This is a genomic window from Salinibacterium sp. NG253 (assembly GCF_015864945.1).
GTDB lineage: Bacteria > Actinomycetota > Actinomycetes > Actinomycetales > Microbacteriaceae > Rhodoglobus.
The window spans coordinates 1,578,882-1,598,813 of the sequence record NZ_JADYWF010000001.1 but is presented as its reverse complement, the minus strand read 5'-3'; the positions used below and the strand labels follow the sequence as shown (position 1 = coordinate 1,598,813).

Annotated in this window: 14 protein-coding genes; 6 read left to right on the top strand and 8 right to left on the bottom strand. The window is 63.5% G+C overall.

From position 1 onward, the window contains the following. Window positions 1-387: 387 nt before the first annotated feature. The 3 genes from I6E52_RS07655 to gabT form a co-directional block, all read right to left on the bottom strand. Window positions 388-1,524, bottom strand: coding sequence for a methyltransferase (locus I6E52_RS07655; RefSeq protein WP_197155998.1), 1,137 nt, complete (start codon window positions 1,522-1,524; stop codon window positions 388-390). 277 nt (window positions 1,525-1,801) lie between these two features. Then, window positions 1,802-3,268, bottom strand: a complete 1,467-nt coding sequence (locus tag I6E52_RS07650; RefSeq protein WP_197155995.1) for an NAD-dependent succinate-semialdehyde dehydrogenase — start codon at window positions 3,266-3,268, stop codon at window positions 1,802-1,804. A gap of 120 nt (window positions 3,269-3,388) precedes the next feature. Continuing rightward, a complete protein-coding gene (gene gabT, locus I6E52_RS07645; protein WP_197155992.1) occupies window positions 3,389-4,765 on the bottom strand; it encodes a 4-aminobutyrate--2-oxoglutarate transaminase in 1,377 nt (458 codons plus the stop codon). A 160-nt stretch (window positions 4,766-4,925) separates the two neighbouring features. Between gabT and I6E52_RS07640 the strand changes: the two genes are divergently transcribed. Continuing rightward, a complete protein-coding gene (locus I6E52_RS07640) occupies window positions 4,926-6,527 on the top strand; it encodes a PucR family transcriptional regulator (protein ID WP_197155988.1) in 1,602 nt (533 codons plus the stop codon). Window positions 6,528-6,644: 117 nt separating this feature from the next. Then, entirely contained in the window at window positions 6,645-8,009 is a 1,365-nt protein-coding gene (locus I6E52_RS07635; protein WP_197155986.1) for an NAD-dependent succinate-semialdehyde dehydrogenase, read from the top strand. 94 nt (window positions 8,010-8,103) lie between these two features. Here I6E52_RS07635 and I6E52_RS07630 read toward each other — a convergent pair whose 3' ends face one another. Both I6E52_RS07630 and I6E52_RS07625 read right to left on the bottom strand, forming a co-directional pair. Continuing rightward, the gene (locus I6E52_RS07630; protein ID WP_197155983.1) at window positions 8,104-10,905 is read right to left on the bottom strand and encodes a hypothetical protein; all 2,802 of its coding nucleotides are present in this window, start codon (window positions 10,903-10,905) and stop codon (window positions 8,104-8,106) included. Continuing rightward, window positions 10,902-12,764 (bottom strand): HSP90 family protein, encoded by a 1,863-nt coding sequence (locus tag I6E52_RS07625; protein ID WP_197155981.1) that lies wholly within the window; start codon window positions 12,762-12,764, stop codon window positions 10,902-10,904. The genes I6E52_RS07630 and I6E52_RS07625 overlap by 4 nt, the downstream gene beginning before the upstream one ends. A gap of 119 nt (window positions 12,765-12,883) precedes the next feature. Between I6E52_RS07625 and I6E52_RS07620 the strand changes: the two genes are divergently transcribed. Next, window positions 12,884-15,046 carry an ATP-dependent Clp protease ATP-binding subunit gene (locus tag I6E52_RS07620; protein WP_197106711.1) on the top strand — a complete coding sequence of 721 codons (2,163 nt, stop codon included), beginning with the start codon at window positions 12,884-12,886 and terminating at the stop codon, window positions 15,044-15,046. Between the two features lie 46 nt (window positions 15,047-15,092). Here I6E52_RS07620 and I6E52_RS07615 read toward each other — a convergent pair whose 3' ends face one another. Further along, window positions 15,093-15,929 carry an exodeoxyribonuclease III gene (locus tag I6E52_RS07615; RefSeq protein WP_197106710.1) on the bottom strand — a complete coding sequence of 279 codons (837 nt, stop codon included), beginning with the start codon at window positions 15,927-15,929 and terminating at the stop codon, window positions 15,093-15,095. 71 nt (window positions 15,930-16,000) lie between these two features. Here I6E52_RS07615 and I6E52_RS07610 point away from each other — a divergent pair, with 71 nt between their 5' ends. The 3 genes from I6E52_RS07610 to I6E52_RS07600 are packed head-to-tail and all read left to right on the top strand — an operon-like array spanning window position 16,001 to window position 18,219. After that, entirely contained in the window at window positions 16,001-16,144 is a 144-nt protein-coding gene (locus I6E52_RS07610; protein ID WP_197106709.1) for a hypothetical protein, read from the top strand. Window positions 16,145-16,174: 30 nt separating this feature from the next. Then, a complete protein-coding gene (gene pyrE, locus I6E52_RS07605; protein ID WP_197106708.1) occupies window positions 16,175-16,726 on the top strand; it encodes an orotate phosphoribosyltransferase in 552 nt (183 codons plus the stop codon). Then, entirely contained in the window at window positions 16,723-18,219 is a 1,497-nt protein-coding gene (locus I6E52_RS07600; RefSeq protein WP_307842440.1) for a septum formation family protein, read from the top strand. The genes pyrE and I6E52_RS07600 overlap by 4 nt, the downstream gene beginning before the upstream one ends. An 8-nt stretch (window positions 18,220-18,227) precedes the next feature. Here I6E52_RS07600 and I6E52_RS07595 read toward each other — a convergent pair whose 3' ends face one another. Both I6E52_RS07595 and I6E52_RS07590 read right to left on the bottom strand, forming a co-directional pair. Next, window positions 18,228-19,001 carry an HAD-IIA family hydrolase gene (locus tag I6E52_RS07595; RefSeq protein WP_197155978.1) on the bottom strand — a complete coding sequence of 258 codons (774 nt, stop codon included), beginning with the start codon at window positions 18,999-19,001 and terminating at the stop codon, window positions 18,228-18,230. Beyond that, a complete protein-coding gene (locus I6E52_RS07590; RefSeq protein ID WP_197155975.1) occupies window positions 18,998-19,858 on the bottom strand; it encodes a site-specific DNA-methyltransferase in 861 nt (286 codons plus the stop codon). The genes I6E52_RS07595 and I6E52_RS07590 overlap by 4 nt, the downstream gene beginning before the upstream one ends. Window positions 19,859-19,932: the final 74 nt, after the last annotated feature.

The window sequence follows — 19,932 nt, the reverse complement described above, 5'->3', positions numbered from 1 at the left end:
ATCGTCGTCGAACGCGCCGCGGTTTCAATGAGCGATCAATGAGGAAAGCCATGACAAGTGCAAGGGAAAAACTCAGACGCTTCTTGTCGCCATGGTGGGCGGTGGCGTGGTTTGTTGCGGCCATCGTGTGGCTGGTTGGACTTAATATTCTCTATATTGAGGGCGGCGCCGCTAACAACTTGTTGGGATTCATCTCGATAGTCCCGATCTGGTCACACACGATCTACGTCGTCGTTCGCAGCGCGCGGCGCCGAGAGAGACTGGCGGGATCGCACGACGAGATAGGTCCCGCGTGACGGAATCTGATGACACTGAGCCGTCAGGCTCCCCGTTCACACCGCACCCGCGAGATTGTGAAGGCAACGACCACTGTTGAGAGTTGAGCAGCTACTCCCGCACCGACACCGTCACCGTGAACTTGCTGTTGCGGCCGGCCTGGCGGGTGGGGCCGACGGTGCGATTCAGATAGTCGCGATACCCAAGGTGGGTGTTGAAGACGACCCACAGTTCTCCGCCGGGTTTGAGCACGCGGCGGGCGTCAGCCAGCATCCGCAAAGCAACGCCGGCATGCACGGTCGCACCGGTGTGGAAGGGCGGATTGCACACAATCAGATCAGCACTGGCCGTCGGTCGCTCGGTGAGGGCGTCTTCGCGCGCGGCCTCAACTCGGGCTCCGACACCGTTGGCGTCGGCCGTTTCGCGGGTCGATGCCACGGCGGCACTGGACTGGTCAATGGCGACCACCTGCAGGTCGGGGCGGGCGAGGGCGAGCGACACGGCGAGCACTCCGGTGCCGCTGCCGAGGTCTACGGCGGTGGCGGCATCCGGTTTCATGTCGGGCAAGAACGTTAACAAGAATCGCGTGCCCATGTCGAGGGCGGCACCGGCGAAAGCTCCACCGTGGGCGCTTACCGTCAACTTGTCAACGGGAAGTTCCGGTTCGCGCAACACCGACGTGACCGGGTAGCGAGCCTCTCCAGCGTCGCGCTTTGCGCCCAACGAGGTGAGCGTGCGGGACTTCTGACGCCCACGGCCCGCATTCACATCATCAAACGAGCGGCCAAGCACCTCATTCATCGCCAACGTCATGTGCTTAATGCGGCCACCCGAAATCACGGTCACGTCAGGCGACGCAAAGCGGGCAATGGCCTGGGCCCATTCATCCAACTCGGCGAGACTGCGCGGCAACTGCATCAGCACCAGCCGTGCGCCCTCGAGCAACTCGGCGCCCAAAGCGTGTGAGCTGTAGTGCGGGGCAAGGTCGCCGGCATTCTCGGCCAGAGCAAGCTCCGACACGAGAGAATCCTGAAACACGCGGATGCCGCGGCAGTTGTGCAAGGTGGCCGCCCCGAGGGTGAGCGCCCCATAGTTGTCGCCCATCACCACCAGCTCGCCCGGCTGGGTGTCGGCCAACTGCGAAGCAGCCTCATCGAGGATGAGGCGATCGCTGGCATCCACCGCAAAAAGATTGGGGGCTTCCACGTCGGGCCAACGTCGCAGAGTGGCGAACAGGTGCTCAGACATGGGGACTCTTTCGGTGGCGCGGCGCCGCACACAGCGCGTGCGGCAGAGCCTCAAGCGTAACCGAGCGCCCTGCACCAGCCCGGCTCGCAGAACCGAGCGACCCCAGCGCACCGCAGGCCGAGCGCGCTAACCCAGCCCCTTAACCCAGAAAGCGAGCAGCCCCGGCACTAGTGGGGCCACTCGCTCACGGGAATCTAGTTGTAGCCGCGCGTGATGTGGGGCTCGTCAATACACAGAGGGCATTCCTCTATATGCGCCGACGGGATGCAGTTGCACATTAGCTATTGGGTACGAGCGTGTACTTAGTAGAGAGGTACTCGTGGATGCCTTCCGAGCCGCCTTCGCGACCGATGCCGGACTGCTTGACTCCGCCGAAGGGGGCGGCTGCGTTGGAAAGCACGCCAACGTTGAGGCCCATCATTCCGGTGTCGAGGGCATCGATCATCCGGTTTCCACGGGCAAGGCTTTCGGTGAACACATACGAGACGAGACCATACTCGGTGTCGTTCGCGAGGCGTACGCCTTCGGCTTCGTCGGTGAACTCCACGATCGAGACAACCGGTCCGAAGATTTCTTCACGCAGGATGTCGCTGTCGGCGGGAACGCTCGACACGATCGTGGGCTCATAGAAGCTTCCATCGCCGTCAACGCGCTTGCCGCCGGCGACGAGGGTCGCGCCGCGCTTCACGGCATCCTGCACCAGTTCGTCGGCCTTGTCGACAGCCTTGTCGTTGATGAGCGGGCCAATGTTGACGCCGTCTTCGGTGCCGCGACCGATCTTCATGTCGGCGACGCGAGCGGCAATCTTGTCGGCGAACTCGACAGCAACTGAGCTGTGCACGATGAAGCGGTTGGCGGCGGTGCAGGCCTGGCCGATGTTGCGGAACTTGGCCGCAATCGCGCCGTCTACAGCCTTGTCGAGGTCCGCGTCGTCGAAGACAACGAACGGGGCGTTGCCGCCGAGTTCCATAGAGGTGCGCAAAACGTTTTCGGAGGCCTGCTTGATGAGGGCCTTGCCGACCGGGGTGGAGCCGGTGAACGAGAGCTTGCGCAGGCGAGAGTCCGCGATGATCGGCTCCGACACTTCGGAGGAGCTCGAGGTCGTGACGATGTTGAGAACGCCAGCGGGCAGGCCAGCCTCTTCGAAGAGCTTCGCCAAGAACAGGGTGCTGAGAGGAGTGAGCGCTGCGGGCTTCACTACGACCGTGCAGCCGGCCGCCAGCGCGGGTGCAATCTTGCGGGTCGCCATCGCGAGCGGGAAGTTCCACGGCGTAATAAGGAAGCACGGACCAACCGGACGCTGCGAGACGATCATGCGACCGGTGCCCTCAGGGGTGTTGCCGAAGCGACCCGAGATGCGCACGGCCTCTTCACTGAACCAGCGCAAGAACTCGCCACCGTAGGTGACTTCACCGTTGGCCTCGGCAAGCGGCTTGCCCATCTCGAGCGTCATGAGCAGGGCGATCTCGTCGCGGTGCTCCTGCACGAGGTCGAAGGTGCGACGCAGAATCTCGCCACGTTCGCGAGCAGGTGTCGCGGCCCAGGAATCCTGAGCGGCCACAGCGGCGTCGAGGGCGCGCATGCCGTCTTCTGCCGAGGCATCCGAAATGGTGCGGATGACCTTGCCGGTAGCCGGGTCAGTCACGTCGAGTGTCTTGCTGCCTGTTGCGGCAACCCACTCACCGCCGATGAAGAGTTGGTTCGGCACGGCTTCCAGAAGCTGGGTTTCGGTGGAGTTCGTCATACGGTGTGCACCTTTCGTGGTGGGGAAATCTGCAAGTCAGTCAAACAGCGCAAGCTGAACTTCGGCTTGGCGCCGCGTGGGCGGGCACTGAGCGCGCGCCCAGTGCCCGCTGGCCGCGAGCTAGGCCTTGGCGAGGGCGTCGCGAACGACGTCGAGGCCGTCAGCGATGAGCTCGTCAGAGATCGAGAGCGGCGGGAGGAAGCGGATGACGTTGCCATAGGTTCCACAGGTCAGCACGACAACACCGGCGGCGTGCGCTGCAGCCGCAACCTTCGACGTGAGGGCGGCGTCGGGCTCTTTCGTGGTGGGGTCGACGAGTTCCATCGCGATCATGGCGCCACGGCCACGAACATCTCCGATGCGGGGGTCGCCGGCGCGGAGTCCGTTGAGGCGGCCACGGAAGGTGGTTCCGATTTCACGGGCACGCTCAATGGCGCCCGATTCTTCGAAGGTGCGGATCGTCGCGAGCGCTGCGGCACAGGCGATGGGGTTTCCACCGTAGGTTCCGCCGAGTCCGCCGACGTGGGCGGCATCCATGACATCCGCGCGACCGGTGACAGCCGAGAGCGGGAGGCCGCCGGCGATGCCCTTGGCGGTCACCATGATGTCGGGAACGAGGTTCTCGTGGTTGGAAGCGAAGAGGTCTCCGGTGCGAGCGAAGCCGGTCTGCACTTCGTCAGCGATGAAGATGACGTTGTTGGCGGTGGCCCACTCGCTGAGGGCTGGCAGGAATCCGGGGGCCGGCTCAATGAAGCCACCCTCGCCCTGGATGGGCTCGATGATGATCGCGGCGAGGTTGCTGGCGCCGATCTGCTTCTCGATCTGCAGGATGGCGCGGGCTGCGGCATCCTCACCACTGATTCCGCCATCGCGGAACGGGTACGACATCGGTGCGCGGTAAATCTCTGGCGCGAAGGGTCCGAAGCCACTCTTGTAGGGCATCGACTTGGCGGTGAGACCCATGGTGAGGTTGGTGCGACCGTGGTACGCGTGGTCGAAGGCCACCACGGCCTGCTTGCCGGTGAAGTAGCGGGCGATCTTGATCGCGTTCTCGACAGCTTCGGAGCCTGAGTTGAAAAGCGCGGTGCGCTTCTGGTGGGTTCCGGGGGTGATCTCGTTGAGCTTCTCGGCGACCTCGACGTAGCTCTCATAGCCGTTGATCATGAAGCACGTGTGGGTGAACTGGGCGACCTGAGCGGTGACAGCTTCGACAACGGCGGGTGCCGCGTTGCCCACACCGGTCACGGCGATGCCGGATCCAAAGTCGATGAGGGTGTTGCCATCAACGTCGAGAAGCACGCCACCACCGGCAGCTTCAACGAAGACGGGCAGAGTGATGCCGATAGCGGAAGGAACCGCCTGCTTCTTGCGCTCGAGCAGTGCCTGCGAGCGGGGCCCGGGAATCGCGGTGACGAGGTTGCGCTTCTGCGGAAGCGAGGGGCCGCCAACCGGGGCCGTGGCCGCGGGAGCCGTGGAGGTGGAAGACGAAGTAGACATGGCCACCGGTATCCAATCTGTGTAGACGATGTTCGTTCGTGCAGGCGAGCTGCGGCGTGCAAACGTTTGGTTCAATTTAGTTCGCGGATGCCCGGCACAACAGGCACAGAGTGGCACTCTTTGCATCAAAAACTGACAGAATGGCAGCAGGAGGATTGCCATGCCCACACCCCTCGCCGACGTGATCGCGACTGAGCGTCTCGCCCTGCGTCCGCTCACCGCCGCTGACACCTTCGAGCGCACGGTCACGTGGGTGCACAACTCCGACCTCGATGATCCAACGCCCTTCGTCACCGAGGGCCAATTGCTGCTCACGACCGGGCGCCAATTCGTCGACAACGCCGCCCCGGATGCCGTGCCCGACTTCGATTCCTACGTCGCGAGGCTCACGAGCGCTGGCGTCGCGGCGATCGGTTTCGGCACCGAAGTGATTACCCACGGAGTGCCAGCCGGCCTCGTCGCCGCGTGCTCTGCCGCCGGGCTCCCGCTCTTCGAAGTGCCGTACCGCATCCCGTTCATCGCCATCAGCCGCCTCGTCGCCGACAACGAAGCCGAACAAACCCGCGCCGGCTTCGACCGCGCCCTCGCCGCCCAAAACGACATCGCCAGCGCCGCCGTCGGCAAAGGCCGCCTGCCTGCTGCGGCCGCCCGCGCCGCCGAGCACCTCGACTGTGGCGTCTGGATCTTTGATGCCGACGGCGAGCTCGTCAGCGACAGCTCCGAATCTCCGCGCGGCGGGAAAAGCAGCGGCACGGCCGCGCGCGCGACTCCCGATCGCGCGACCACCGGCCGTGCATCCGCCAGCCGACCCGCGGATGCCGCCCCCGCCATCCGCAGTTCGGTCTCGACCTTGCTGGGTCGGGCTCGTCGCGCGCGCGTCGTTGAGCAGTTGCCGGGTGAGTACCGCGTGGTGCAAACGCTGGGCCCGAGCGGACGCTTGTGCGGCGCCATCGCGTGGTCGCGCGACACCGAATTTGGGGCACTCGACAATTCAGTGATGACGGTGTTGGCGGCGCTCGCCGAGGTGTCGCTCGAGCAGACTGAGAATTTGCGGGTGGGCCATCGGGCGATTCTGGAGCAGCTGTTTCAGCTGTTGAAGGATGGCCGGGTCGACAGTGTGCGGCGTGCGGTGCGGGTGGCGGGCATCGATTTGCCGGCGGAACGTTTTGCGGTCGCAGCGTTGGAGTTGAGCCAGACCACGGCGAGCGTTCGCGATGTGCTCGAGCGTCGGGCCGCTCGTGCCGAGAGCACGTTTTTCGCGGTGGCCGATGGCCGGCACCTGCTGGTGCTGATCGACGCGAGCCAGCTGCGTGCCGAGAAACGATTCTTTGCCGCCAACGAACTCACGGTCGGGCTCTCGGCGGTGCTCGGGTGGAGCGAGCTGAACGTCGCGATCACTCAGGCGGTGCGATCGCTTGAGGCGGCACCGGCCGGAACAATCACCGAATTCGACAGCCTCGTGGGCGAGAGCTTTTTCGGGTTGCTGGCGTCGAGTTCGGTGGCCGATATCGCTCACGCCCGCCTCGCCAGCGTCATCGAATCGGCCGACGGTCTCGCGCTGCTGCGGGCCGCGCAAGTGTGGCTGCGGCACAACGGTCAGTGGGATCCCGCGGCACGCGAGTTGGGCATCCATCGGCACGGTCTGAAGTCGCGGATGCAGCGGCTCGCCGACCTCACCAATTTGAGTCTCGACACCTTCCAGGGCCGTGCCGAGTTGTGGGCGATGTTGGCTGCGATCGACCTCGGTGAAACCGGCTCGTAGCCGCATTGAGAATCGGCTCGCAAAAACTCTGACTTCCAATTTTCAGGATTTCGCCTGTAGCCTACGAACAAATCTCGGCGGCGTCGCCGGTCATTTTCGAGCAGCGAGGAGCCTCTCATGAAGACCTTTCAAGTGATCAATCCCTACACCGGCGAAGAGGGCACGGCCCACCCCGCTGTCAGCGACGAAGTGATCGAGCAGATCGTCGCCGCAGCCCACTCTGAATACAACGGCGGAATGAACCGTGATCAGGTAAAAGAGCGCGCAGCGATCGTCACGCGTATCGCCGATCTTCTCACCGAACGCTCGGCCGAATTCGGCGAAATTATCGTGCGCGAAATGGGCAAGCCGTTGGCCCAAGCGGTGGGTGAAGTTGAGTTCTCCGCCGACATTTTCCGCTACTTCGCCGACAACGCTGAAGCGTTCCTCGCCGACGAACAAATTCCCGCCGGATCGGGCACTGCGTGGATTCGCAAGAGCCCCATCGGTCCAGTTCTGGGCATCATGCCGTGGAACTTTCCGATCTACCAGATCGCTCGTTTCGCCGGCCCGAGCATCGTTCTCGGCAACCCCGTTTTGGTCAAGCCAGCGCAGCAGTGCCCCGAGTCATCGGCGGCACTTGAAGCCCTCATTCACGAGGCCGGTTTGCCGATCGGAGGCTACCAAAATGTGCTCGCCGATAATGACCAAATCGCTGCGATGATCGACGACCCCCGCATCCAGGGAGTCTCGCTCACGGGCTCCGAGCGTGCCGGCGCGATCGTCGGTGCTGCGGCCGGAACCAACCTCAAGAAGAGCGTGCTCGAACTGGGTGGCTCCGACCCGTTCATCCTCATGTCGACTGACAACATGGATGCCACAGTCGAGGCCGCAGTGGCGGCTCGCGTCGACAACAACGGCCAGGCCTGCAATGGCGCCAAGCGCTTCGTCATCATCGACTCGCTCTACGAAGAATTCGCCGAGAAGTTCAGCGCGGCGATGGGCGCCATCACGGTCGGTGACCCCATGGATGAGGGCACCGAGCTCGGACCACTGTGTTCCGTAGCCGCCGCCGAAAACCTCGAAGAGCAGGTCGCAGAAGCAGTGGCTGCCGGCGCCACCTTGCGCGTCGGAACCGGCAAGCGCGACGGCACCAAGTTTGCGCCAGCCGTGCTCGAAAACATCAGCCCCGAGAACCCCGCCTACACGGTCGAGTTCTTCGGACCGGTTGCTCAACTGCACCGTGTCGCCAGCGAAGAAGAAGCCATCGTGCTCGCCAACGCGACGCCGTTCGGCCTCGGTTCCTACGTCTTCACGACGGATGCCGAGCAGGCCGACCGCATCGCTGACGGCATCGACGCGGGCATGGTTTACATCAACGAGGTCGGCGCGGATGCTCCCGAGCTGCCTTTCGGTGGAGTCAAGAACTCCGGCACCGGTCGCGAACTTGGTTCGCACGGCATCGACGAGTTCATGAACCGCAAGTTGGTCAAGCGCCCGTAATTACCGCGTAAAAAGGCCCCGGCCGCACTGCACTGAGCAGTCGCGACCGGGGCCTTTGCGTGCGACCTTAGTCAGGGCGTCCCGGCTGAATGCGCTATGCGCTCTCCGCAATCGCCCGAGCGGCAGCAGCATCCGAAGTCCGTCCGAGCTTGTCGAGGCTTTCGGCCAGGTCGAACGCGGTGATCTGACGCAGTCGTTCGTGGTCGGCGGCCTGCTCCATCACTGATTGCAGCACCGCCACAGCTTCGTCATGGCGGCCCTCGCCGGCTAAGACGTTGGCAACGAAGCGTTCGCAGTTCGCGCCCGCAACAGGATCTCCCGCCGCGCGGTATTCATCCGCTGCCGTGAGTGCCAGTGCCACCGACTCCTTCGGCTTTCCGAGGCTCGCGAGAGCGCGCGCCTTCGAGTCGGTCACGTCGGCATGCAACCAGTCGGCGTTGTGTTCGGCGGCCAACGCCAGCACCTCATCCAGTGCCTCAAGGCCGGCGGCGTTGCCCGCTTCGGCTTGAGCGCGCCCCGACTGGTGCAGCACGCGCACGAGCAGGTTGAGGTCGTCGGGTGTGGCGCGAGCATGCGTCACAGCATTCTCGAGCAATGTTGCGGCCGTCTCGTGGTCGTCGTGTTGCGCGTGCAGACTCGCGCTGTCAGCAAGAGTGCGTGCTGCGCTCTGGGTGTCTCCGGACTCGAGGTACAGCTCCGTCGCGGTCTCCCAGGTGCCAACAGCAGAACCCGGTTCACCAGAGTCAGCGAAACCGTGCCCGAGCCAAAACAGAGTTTCGCCGCGGCTGCCAGGAGCGGCTTCCGCGGCAGTCTCTTCTTCGAACAGCGAGAGCAAAAGCTCGATGGCTTCCGCTGACTCTCCGCCGCGCACGAGCGCTCGGCCGAGGGCGTAGCGTGCCCCTACGGTCTCGATCTCGAGGCGTTCGGCGTAGCGGATTCCGAGACGGAAGCGACCAGCGGCATCCGTAAACTGTTCGGCTTCGTCATAGAGGCGTCCAGCCAGAATGGTGGTGTCGTGCAGCGGGCCAGCAGCATCGATTGCATTGGCGCATTCAGCGGCCGCGTCCGCGCTGGCGGCACCCGCAGCGAACTGGCCGCCACTGCCCAAAATGCGGGCACGAAGCGCGTGAGCGTGGGCCAAAACACCGCGGTTGGATGTCGCCCCCAGCAGATCATCAAGGTGCGCGAGTGCGCGATCAGTGTCGCCAGCGGTGGCCGCCAGGTCGGAAAGATACCGCAGCGCGTGGGCGCGCAGCAGGGGCATCTCGCCAGCCTCGGCGTGCACGAGCGCACTCGCCGCAAGCTTCGTCACAGCCTCGAGATCGGGCTCCTCGCCGCGCAGCAGCACGCTTAGCAGTGAGAGCTCGATGTCGGCGATCTGGGCGGGAGCTAACTCCTCCGAGACGCCAACAGCGACGCTGAGCTTGTCGAAATCGTCTTGCTCGGCGCGACCAAACAGAGAAAGGCCGAGCAACTCTTCGAGCGACGCTTGCGCCTCGTTGCCGTGCTCGCGGAGAGCCGGGATGCGTTCGGCGAGAGCAGCCTCGGCTGCAGCAAGATCGCCGGTAGCCACCAGTCCAGCAACCAACGTGCTGAGGGCAGCCGTGCGCTCCGTGCCCGTTGCCAATTCCGCAGCCTTACGCGCGGCGGGCAACGCGGTGGGAAGCCAACCCATTGCGGTCAGCTCTTCTGCTCGCAGCAGCCAGCCGGCGGCATCCGTCGGTTCGGCGTCGGCGGGAGTGGGGGCGGCAAGAGTTTCACTCGTGAGGCTGAGGGGGTAGTTCTCGTTAGCGAGATTCTTGGCCTTCTGGATGCGCGTGGCGCGGTAGTTATTGTCGGCGCGTTCGTCGAACTGGTCGCCAATCCGGCGCGCGGCAGCCCACGTGGCGGTGGCAAGTTCTTCGGCGGTCCAGGTGCCGTCGTGCTCTCCGAAGAGCGCCGTGAGTTCGTTGTTTTCGGCGCCGCGAACAACTTGCTCGCCGAAGCCGGCGGCGGTCACTGCGTCGAGCAGCACGCCGGCCGCAACGAGACCGGAAAACTGGCCGTCGGCGTTGAGCTGGTCATGCACAAACCACGAGAGGTGGCGTTCGAGCATGGCCAGGCCGCGGGCCTCATTGCCGGTGACGGCGCAGAAGATGAAGTGATTGGCGATGATGCTGAGGTTGTCGGCGTTGTCGCGCGCGAGGTTGTAGCTGCGAAAGTGGGCGGCGCGAGCGTCATCGAGGCGGCCGGCGCGCAGGTAGGGGAGCAGGGCGCGCGAGAGGGCGGCTTCTGGCTCATCGCCGCAGCTGTAGCCGCCTTCGATGAGTTCGTCGAAGAGCACGATGGCTTCGGCGTCGCGCCCGGTTTCTGTGAGGAAGCCGCTGGCATCGCTGCGCACACAGGCGTCACAGTGGCTGTAATCGTCGCGGGGCGTCACGGCGAGTTGGGCGCGCAATTCTTCGGCGCGGTCGAGCTGGCCGAGACGCCAGGCCGTGGCGAACTGGGAGGTCAGCACGCCGCTCTGGCCGATTCCGGCGTCGCGGTAGTGGCTCTCCATGTCGGCGAGAGCGCCGGAGATGTCGTCGGTGCCGAAGATGGGTGAGCTCGCGAGGGTCGTGGCGATCCACTTGAACTGCCACATGAGCCCGGCACCGCCTTCGACCACGTCGTCGGGAAAGCGCACGGGGTCAGCGTCGTGCTTGGCGAGGCACCACGCGAATGAGGAGAGCAGAGCTTCGGTGTCGCCAAGCTGATTGGCGGATGCCGTCAGCCGAATGCGCGCTCGGTACTCCAACTCTTCGTCGCCGAGTTCGACCGCGAGCGCAATCGCCTCATCGACGCGAGCTCGTTCCTCGGGGCCGAAGGCCATCGTGTCGATCTCGCTGAACAGTTCGGTGATGCGGGCGACGCTCATAGGGAAGAACTTTCTGGGAGGGAATCACCGAGTGCGACACTCATGGCGATCAGATCTGACATGGAATTGGTCATCATGGCGCGGTCGCGCACGCTGAGGGGGCGTTGGCTGGTGAGCAGGGCTTGAACGTAGAGCAGTTCGATGGTGCGGGAGAAGACGGCGTCATCACTCAGGGTGGAGAGGGTGACGACGACGGGGTTGTTCCAGTTGAGGCACAGGCGAGCGAGGGATTTGCTGGTGCCGTCGCTGGCAAGTCGCTCCTCGGCAAACGCATCCATTTTGCCGAGCACGTCTTTCCACAGCCCGGGGCGACTGATTTCGCGGGCCGCCCGACGGTCGATGGAGCGCAAGACTTCGGGGTCGGCGAGGTAGAGGCCCGTGACGTCGGTGGCGGGAACGCCGCGCACAATCACAGCGCAGCCGGCATCCGCGAGCACAGCGCTGGCGCGGTCTTCGAGCTTCGCGACAAGGCTGCGTGCGTCAAGCGGTGGCACCTCGAGAAAGTCGAGTTCGTCGAGCACGCTCACGCGGTCGACGGTGAGACCGTCGACGAGCGTGGGGAGCAGGCGGGCGATCTCGGTGTCGTAAATATAGCCACCGTTGATCACCGGCCGGTCGGGGCTCGCGATGCTTGCGATCTGCCGAAATTCATCCACCGTTTCGGCGTAGCGCAACTGCGTGTGATCCCGCGTAAGGCTCTCGATCGTCATGCGCCCGAGTGTGGTTTCGACGCTCAGCCACGGAGTGATGAACTTCGCGAGTTCTTCGTCGTGGATCACGAGCGACTTGAGGGCGAGTGAATGAATCTGCACAAAGTCGTTGAGCTGGGCCGGATGCCGCGCCGCCATTTCGAGCACCCACTGCCGCAGCGTCGTGCCGATTGCCGCCCTCGTGTGCTCGAGGATGTCGTCGTCCACGAGCGATTCGCGGCTTGCCGTCGGGGTGAGCGAGGTGCTGTTCAGCACGACGCGCACAAAGAACGCCCAATCGGGCAGCAGTGCATCCACGTTTTCGCTCAGCAGCATGCGGCCGAGGTAAACGCGGTTCGCTTGGCGGGCTCCGGGCGGCGGCGAACTGGGCAGCACATAGGCGACGCCTGTGGTGTTGGTGCCGGGCACACTCAACGGAATAGCGGCAAAGGGATCTACGCCGAGCAACTCGCGACCGTAGGTCAGCAGCTCGGATGCCGTAGCCGTGTGTGCATCGAGGAACGGGGCATCGTGCGTGACGGTCTCGCTGCCGCCGCCGCCGGGGAGATCAACGCGAACCCCCACCGGCAGAAACTCGGCGAAGGTCTTAGCCAGGGCGAGCACCGTCGAAGTGCTGAGCAAGTCGTGCTGATCAAAGCGCGGCTTGAGCGAGACGGTGGTGCCGATGGGCAGGTCGCCCTCCAGCTCGCGCACGCTGAACGTGCCGTCGCTATTGCCAATCCACTCCACTGGGGCTGAGCCGCGAGCGGAGCGTGACTGGATCACAATCTGGTCGGCCACCATGAAGCAGCTCAATAATCCGATGCCGAACTGCCCAAGGTAGTCGCTGCGGGGCAGATCGAAGATGTCGCGTTTCGAGGAGCGCCCGACGGTCGAGAGCAGCTCGGTCATTTCGTCGGCGGTGAGCCCGATGCCGTCATCCTGAAACTGGAATGTGTCGTTGTGCTCGCTGAGGGGAGTGATGCGGATGCCGCGGCTCGGGTCTTGTCCTTCGAGCTCAACCCGCGCCGCCAGGGCGTCGCGCCCGTTCTGCAGAAGCTCGCGCAGATAGACCCGCGGGCTGGAGTAGATGTGCTTGCTCAGGAGGTCAACGACTCCCGTGAGGTTCACTTGAAAGGAGTGGAGATCGTCTCGGGAATCGGCGTTCACTAGAAAAGTCTCTCATCTGATGGCCAATCTCTCGAAGTACACAGCATTCACCTAGCCACGAGTGACCGCGCGGGTATAAAGTTGAGTCATCTCAACTCAAGTTTGTGGAGGGTTTGTAAATGGCGAACATGCAGGGTGCCCCAAGTACCGATGAAGAGCAAAAAAGTGCTCTCGAAAAGTACGGGGTAAATCTCACCGAGATTGCACGCAGTGGCAAGCTCGACCCCGTGATCGGACGTGACGCCGAAATTCGTCGTGTCAGTCAAGTGCTGACGCGACGCACGAAGAACAACCCTGTACTCATTGGTGAGCCCGGTGTCGGAAAGACGGCTGTTGTTGAAGGCCTCGCTCAGCGCATCATCGCCGGCGACGTTGCCGACTCCCTCAAAGACAAGCAGCTCATCTCCCTCGACCTCGCTGCCCTCGTCGCCGGTGCCAAGTACCGCGGCGAGTTCGAAGAGCGCCTCAAGGCCGTGCTGAAAGAGATCAAAGACTCCGACGGCCAAGTCATCACGTTCATTGACGAACTTCACACCCTGATGGGCGCTGGCGGTGGCGACGGTTCGGTCGCGGCATCCAACATGCTCAAGCCCATGTTGGCCCGTGGTGAACTGCGACTGATCGGTGCCACAACGCTCGACGAGTATCGCCAATACATCGAGAAGGATGCCGCGCTTGAGCGCCGCTTCCAGCAAGTATTCGTCGGCGAACCTTCTGTCGAAGACACCGTCGCGATTTTGCGTGGCCTCAAGGAGCGTTACGAAGCTCACCACAAGGTGACCATCGCGGACTCCGCGCTGGTGGCCGCCGCAGCACTCAGCAATCGCTACATCTCGGGCCGCAAACTGCCCGATAAGGCGATCGACCTCATCGACGAGGCGGCAAGCCACCTCAAGATGGAGATCGATTCCTCGCCCGTTGAAATCGACAAGCTCAAGCGTGCTGTTGACCGCCTGCGCATCGAAGAGCATGCACTCAAGAAGGAGAAAGACGAGGCCTCGAAGGCGCGACTCGCGAAACTCCGCGAAGATCTCGCCAGCCAGAGCAAGTTGCTGAACGAGTTGGAAGGGCGCTGGAAGCTCGAGAAGGCGAGCCTGACCGACGTCGGTGAGCTGAAGACTCGCCTCAACGATGCTCGTATTGCCTCCGAGCGCGCGATGCGTGACGGCGATTACCAAAAGGTGTCGAAGCTCGAGTACGAGACGATCCCATCAATCCAACGCGCCCTCGTCACCGCCGAAAGCAACGAGCCAACCGGCCCCCGTATGGTCAATGACCAGGTGACCGAAGAAGACATTGCTGCCGTTGTGGCCGCGTGGACGGGCATCCCTGTCGATCGCCTCACCGAGGGCGAGACTGAGAAGCTCTTGCACCTCGAAGCGGAACTCGGCAAGCGTCTCATCGGTCAAAAGGAAGCCGTGCAAGCGGTCTCCGAAGCGGTTCGCCGCACGCGGGCCGGAATCTCCGACCCCGACCGCCCCACCGGCTCGTTCCTCTTCCTCGGCCCCACCGGCGTCGGAAAGACCGAACTCGCGAAGGCGCTCGCGCAATACCTCTTCAACGACGAGAAAGCTCTCGTGCGCATCGACATGAGCGAGTACGGAGAGAAGTTCTCCGTCTCGCGCCTCGTCGGTGCCCCTCCCGGCTACATCGGATTCGAACAGGGCGGTCAGCTGACCGAGGCTGTTCGCCGTCGCCCCTACTCGGTGATCCTGCTCGACGAGGTCGAAAAGGCGCACCCTGAGGTCTTCGACATTCTCCTGCAGGTGCTCGATGATGGTCGTCTCACCGATGGCCAGGGCCGCACTGTCGACTTCCGCAACGTCATCCTGATTCTCACCAGCAACTTGGGCAGCCAGTTCATCACTGACCAAGAGCTGCCGTGGGATGCCCGCAAGGCCGCCGTTGACGACCTTGTGCGCAAGTCGTTCAAGCCGGAGTTCATCAACCGTCTCGACGACATCGTGGTGTTCCAGCCGCTCTCGACCGACGACCTCAGCCAGATCGTTGAGCTCGACATCGACCGTTTGGGCAAGCGCCTCACCGATCGTCGCCTGCAGCTGGCTGTGACCCCGGATGCTCGCACCTGGCTTTCGGAGCGTGGCTACGACCCCATCTACGGCGCACGACCGCTCCGCCGACTCATGCAGCGCGAGATCGACGACAAGCTCGCCAAGGCGTTGCTCGCTGGCGAGATTCGCGATGGTGACACCGTGCTCGTGGGGCTCGCCGAGAACGGCGAAGGCCTCGAGGTGTCTCGGTCGGAGCCTGACGCCGGCTAACCCGCGCGCTTAGGCAACCGCTAAGGCAACCGCTGAGACGAACTGCTTAGAGGAACATGGGCCGATCGTCGTCGTTCTCGGTGTCGATCGCGAGTTCGACGACGACGGGAACGTGGTCGCTTGGGCCATCGCCCTTGCGCTCTTCGCGGTCAATCGATGCGCCCGTCACGAGTTCGTCGAATGCGGGCGAACCGAGCACGAAGTCGATGCGCATTCCCTCATCGCGAGGGAACCGCAGGCGCTGGTAGTCCCAGTAGGTATAACCCTCGATGTTGCGGCTGCGGAGAGTATCGATCATCCCTGCCTCTTCAAAGGCCCGGAAGGCTGCGCGTTCGGCGTCGCTCACGTGAGTCTTGCCCTCGAAGGCTGCGATGTCCCAGACGTCGTGATCGAAGGGGGCAATGTTGAAATCACCCATCAGGGCGAGGGGCTGTTCCGGATTGTCGCGCATCCATTGAGCAGCTTGCGTCTTGAGGTTGGCGAGCCACTCGAGCTTGTACGGGTAGTGCGGGTTGTCGAGCTCGCGGCCATTGGGCACGTAGAGGCTCCACAGCCGGGCGCCCTCAACGGTGACACCAAGAGCGCGCGCTTCGATCGGCACTGTGCCGTCATCGAGCGCTTTGCCGAACCCTGGCTGGGTCTCGAAGCCGACCGAGACATCCTCCATGGGAAGGCGGCTCGCGAAGGCCACGCCATTCCACTGGTTGAGGCCGTGAAGTTCGACCTCGTAGCCCGCCTCGGTGAACGCTTCGAGAGGAAATTGCTCGGGCTTGCACTTGATTTCTTGCATCGCCAGCACGTCAATATCTTCGCGGAGCAGCCAGTCAACGACGCGGCTGACTCGGGTTCTGATGGAGTTCACGTTCCAGGTGGCAATGAGCATGCTTCAACGGTAATAGGTCTACCCCCGCATTGGGCGACGACAGGGGCGGCCCCGCCCCGTAAAGTCATCGTATGCAGCAAGATATCCTTCTCGACGAAGCTGCGGCAAAGGCTGACCGTCTCGACCGCCGCAACGCGACAATCGTCGCCATCTTGGGCTTCGTGGGCGTCACCATCTCGGGTGCTTTGCTGGTTTTCGGCGAGACCATCCTCTAGGAGGTCCGCGACAATGGGTATTCTGTACTCGTGACCGACGCCAAGCAACAGCTCATTGAGCACATTTCCGCCGATGCCGTGTTCCACGGTGATTTCACTCTGACGAGCGGAAAGAAGGCCACCTACTACGTCGACATGCGTCGCGTAAGCCTCGACCACCGCGTCGCTCCGCTCATCGGTCAGGTCATGATTGACCTCATCGCCGATGTGCCAGACATCGTTGCTGTCGGAGGGATGACGATGGGGGCCGACCCGATCGCCGCCGCGATTCTTCACCAGGGTGCGGCGCGCGGCCTCACCTACGACGCTTTCGTCGTGCGCAAGGAGCCCAAGGATCACGGCCGTGGTCGTCAGGTCGAAGGGCCTGAGCTCGAGGGCAAGCGCGTCATTGTTCTCGAAGACACCTCAACGACCGGCGGTTCACCGCTTGCCGCTATCGAGGCGCTCGAGAAGGTCGGCGCGATCATTGCCGGCGTTGCTGTCGTTGTCGATCGTGACACTGGCGCCAAGGAGCGCATCGAGGCCGCCGGCTACCCCTACTTTTCAGCGATCGGGCTTGGTGATTTGGGGCTTACTCCGTGACCTCTGGCGACAACGGCTCGGGCGCTGGTGACAACCAGGAACCTCGCGAGTCCTCCTTCAACTGGGGACTCACTCCGACCGAGCCCGAAGCGCCGCACAAACCAGCCCGCGCAACACCGGCGGAGCCCGCCGTGCCTGCCGACGCCGCAACGCCGACCGAGCCCGAACAGCCTGAAACTCCCGGGGTTTCTGCGAACGCTCCCGCTCCAGAACGCCCCCAACCCTTCGTTGTCCCCACGGTTCCTCAGCCAACCGCGCTCGAGGTTCCGCTTCCCCCGCTGACGCCGCCACCCGGCACTCCGCCAGCGCCTCCGGCAACTCCAGAGATTCCGGGGCTCCTGACGCTTCCGCCACTACCCGGCGAAACCGCTGCGGCCCAGCCGCCGGCATCACCTGCCGCGCCGCCTGCCGCAGCCCAGCCAGCCCAACCGGCTCAGCCAGCCCAACCGGCGGTGCCGCCGCGCGAGCCGCTCGTTGAGCCACCACCGACAGAAGCGATCAATGTCGCCGATCTGCCCACTGGTGTTTTCGATATTTCTGACCTGCCCACGGGAGCTCTCGACATCTCCGATCTCCCGACCGGGGCAATGGACATTTCTGACCTCCCCACTGGCGCGATGGATATCGCCGACCTGCCGACGGCCGCGATCAATTCCGCTGACCTGCCAACAGCTGCGATGGATGTCGCGACTCGGCGGCAGGCTCAACTTCCGGCTTCGGTTGACGACTCTCTTGAGGGCGCGACCGAATTGTTGGGCGCACAGTCGCTCGGGGGCATCTCGGCAGAGTCGGAATCCGTCGAGCACGATGCCGTCAGCGACCTCTTCGGTGAAGACAAATTCGTGGAGTACGAAGATCAGGCGCTCGTCGCACAGGTGCCAGCGGTCATTTCGCGGCCCCGGGTGCCTCAGCCGCCTCGGCCGCCGATTCCGCGCGGTCAACTCATCGGGTTGGCCATAGCCGGAGGCCTTGTCGCTGCACTCGCCTTGGTGGCGTTGTTCTTGGCGGGTACTCGCCTCGGTCCGTCGGTGATGCCCGCTGCCGTTGCCTCCCCGACGCCGTCGGCAACAGCGACCGCTGCGGTTCCCGTCGTGGGGCCGGTTGCCGTGGGCACGTATCAATGGAATGAGCTCGCCGGTGGTGAGTGCCTCGATCCGTTCGCCTCCGCGTGGGAGCAGGAATACACCGTGGTGGAGTGCGAGCAGCCACATGCCGCCCAACTTCTTACTATCGGCCAGTTCGATGACGCAGCATCCGATCCGTATCCCGAAGCCGACGCGCTCGCATCGCGCACAGCGGCAGCCTGCTCGACGGATGCGGTCATTGACTTCGCCGCGGCACAATCATTCGCCGACCTCGAAATCGTGGCGAGCTTCGCTGCAAACGCGAGCGACTGGGATGCCGGAAACCGCGACTACTACTGCTTCGCGACGCGGACCGGCGACGATGCCCTCACGGCATCCGTCGCCCAACCGCAAACACCAGCCGAGTAGCGCGGCGCCTAGTTCAGCAGGTCGGCGACGCTGTCGAGAACCTCGGTCGGGCGGAAGGGATAGCGGTCGATCTCTTTTTGATCGCTAATTCCCGTGAGCACCAACACGGTGTGAAGCCCCGCTTCGATGCCGGCAACGATGTCGGTGTCCATGCGGTCACCGATCATTCCGGTGGTCTCACTGTGGGCGCCAATTCTGTTGAGTGCCGAGCGGAACATCATGGGGTTGGGCTTGCCGACGATGTACGGCTCCCGACCAGTGGCTTTGGTGATGAGAGCGGCGACTGCGCCCGTGGCGGGCAGAGGGCCGTCTGCGCTCGGGCCCGTGGCATCCGGGTTGGTCACAATGAAGCGGCTACCGTTGCCAATGAGGCGAATGGCCTTCGTGATGGCTTCGAATGAGTAGTTGCGCGTCTCACCAATTACGACGTAGTCGGGGTTGGTCTCAGTCATGATGAAACCGGCCTCGTGAAGCGCAGTCGTGATGCCAGCCTCACCGATGACGAAGGCGCTGCCGCCCGGAATCTGCTGCCTCAGGAAGTCTGCCGTGGCGAGCGCCGAGGTCCAGATGGCTGACTCGGGCACGTCGAGCCCGGAAGCTTTGAGGCGGGCGCTGAGGTCGCGCGGGGTGAAGATCGAGTTATTGGTGAGTACCAGGTACGGCTTCTTTTCGTCACGCCACTGCTGCAACAACTCTGCGGCACCGGGAACGGGGTGGTTCTCATGAACGAGAACACCATCCATGTCGGTGAGCCAGCATTCGATTTCGTCACGATTCCTCATGCGCTCATGTTAGCGAATGCGGTCTCGTCCGATAGCCGTTTGGTGATGATGGCGATCGCGTCGGGATTCTGCTCGACGAGCACGACGCGACGTTTGAGCGCTTGAGCGACAGCGCCGGTGGTGCCGCTGCCGGCAAAGAAGTCGAGTACCCAATCGCCGGGCTGGCTGGATGCCTGAACAATGCGTCGCAGAATGCCTTCTGGCTTCTGCGTGGCATAGCCCGTTTTCTCTTTGCCGGTGGGGGACACGATGGTGTGCCACCAGACATCCGTCGGCAATTTTCCGCGGGCGGCCTTCTCAGCGGTGACCAGACCGGGCGCCATGTAGGGCTCGCGGTCGACTTCTTCGTTATTGAAGTAGTAGTTCTTGGGGTTCTTCACATAGACAAGAATCGTGTCGTGCTTCGATGGCCATTTCTTGGTCGCACGGGCGCCGTAGTCGTAGGCCCAGATGATCTCGTTGAGGAAGCTTTCGCGCCCAAAGAGGGCGTCGAGAGCGACTTTGGCGTAGTGCACTTCGCGGTAGTCGAGATGGAGGTACAGGGTGCCGCGGTCGTCGAGCAAGCGCCACGCTTCCTGCAGCCGCGGCTCGAGGAATTCCCAATAATCGGCGAAGGTGTCGTCGTAGGAGTAGAGCACTCCCTTGATCGTGTCGTAATTGTTGCCCCCGAAGCCGACGCGCGTTCCTTCGGTCGATCGTTGCGTGGTCAGCGCTTGGCGACGCTGCGTTCGGCCCGTATTGAACGGGGGGTCGATATAGATCAACCGAAAGCTTTCGTCGGGCAAAGTGCTGATCACAGGCAAGTTATCGCCGTGAACAACGAGGTCGGGTCCATCGGAGGTCCAAGGCGGCTGCATCCCTTGAGATTAACAGTCGCGGACACGCGCAGGGTCGCCCAGCAAAGAAACACACCCCATAACCCCTGAAGAAC

Bases quoted from the DNA above. Each gene is read 5' to 3' on its own strand.
- I6E52_RS07595 (WP_197155978.1), bottom strand. From the start codon at position 19,001: ATGAGGAATCGTGACGAAATCGAATGCTGGCTCACCGACATGGATGGT.
- I6E52_RS07635 (WP_197155986.1), top strand. From the start codon at position 6,645: ATGAAGACCTTTCAAGTGATCAATCCCTACACCGGCGAAGAGGGCACG.
- I6E52_RS07630 (WP_197155983.1), bottom strand. From the start codon at position 10,905: ATGAGCGTCGCCCGCATCACCGAACTGTTCAGCGAGATCGACACGATG.
- I6E52_RS07640 (WP_197155988.1), top strand. From the start codon at position 4,926: ATGCCCACACCCCTCGCCGACGTGATCGCGACTGAGCGTCTCGCCCTG.
- gabT (WP_197155992.1), bottom strand. From the start codon at position 4,765: ATGTCTACTTCGTCTTCCACCTCCACGGCTCCCGCGGCCACGGCCCCG.
- I6E52_RS07650 (WP_197155995.1), bottom strand. From the start codon at position 3,268: ATGACGAACTCCACCGAAACCCAGCTTCTGGAAGCCGTGCCGAACCAA.
- I6E52_RS07610 (WP_197106709.1), top strand. From the start codon at position 16,001: ATGCAGCAAGATATCCTTCTCGACGAAGCTGCGGCAAAGGCTGACCGT.
- I6E52_RS07590 (WP_197155975.1), bottom strand. From the start codon at position 19,858: ATGCAGCCGCCTTGGACCTCCGATGGACCCGACCTCGTTGTTCACGGC.
- I6E52_RS07655 (WP_197155998.1), bottom strand. From the start codon at position 1,524: ATGTCTGAGCACCTGTTCGCCACTCTGCGACGTTGGCCCGACGTGGAA.
- I6E52_RS07620 (WP_197106711.1), top strand. From the start codon at position 12,884: ATGGCGAACATGCAGGGTGCCCCAAGTACCGATGAAGAGCAAAAAAGT.
- I6E52_RS07615 (WP_197106710.1), bottom strand. From the start codon at position 15,929: ATGCTCATTGCCACCTGGAACGTGAACTCCATCAGAACCCGAGTCAGC.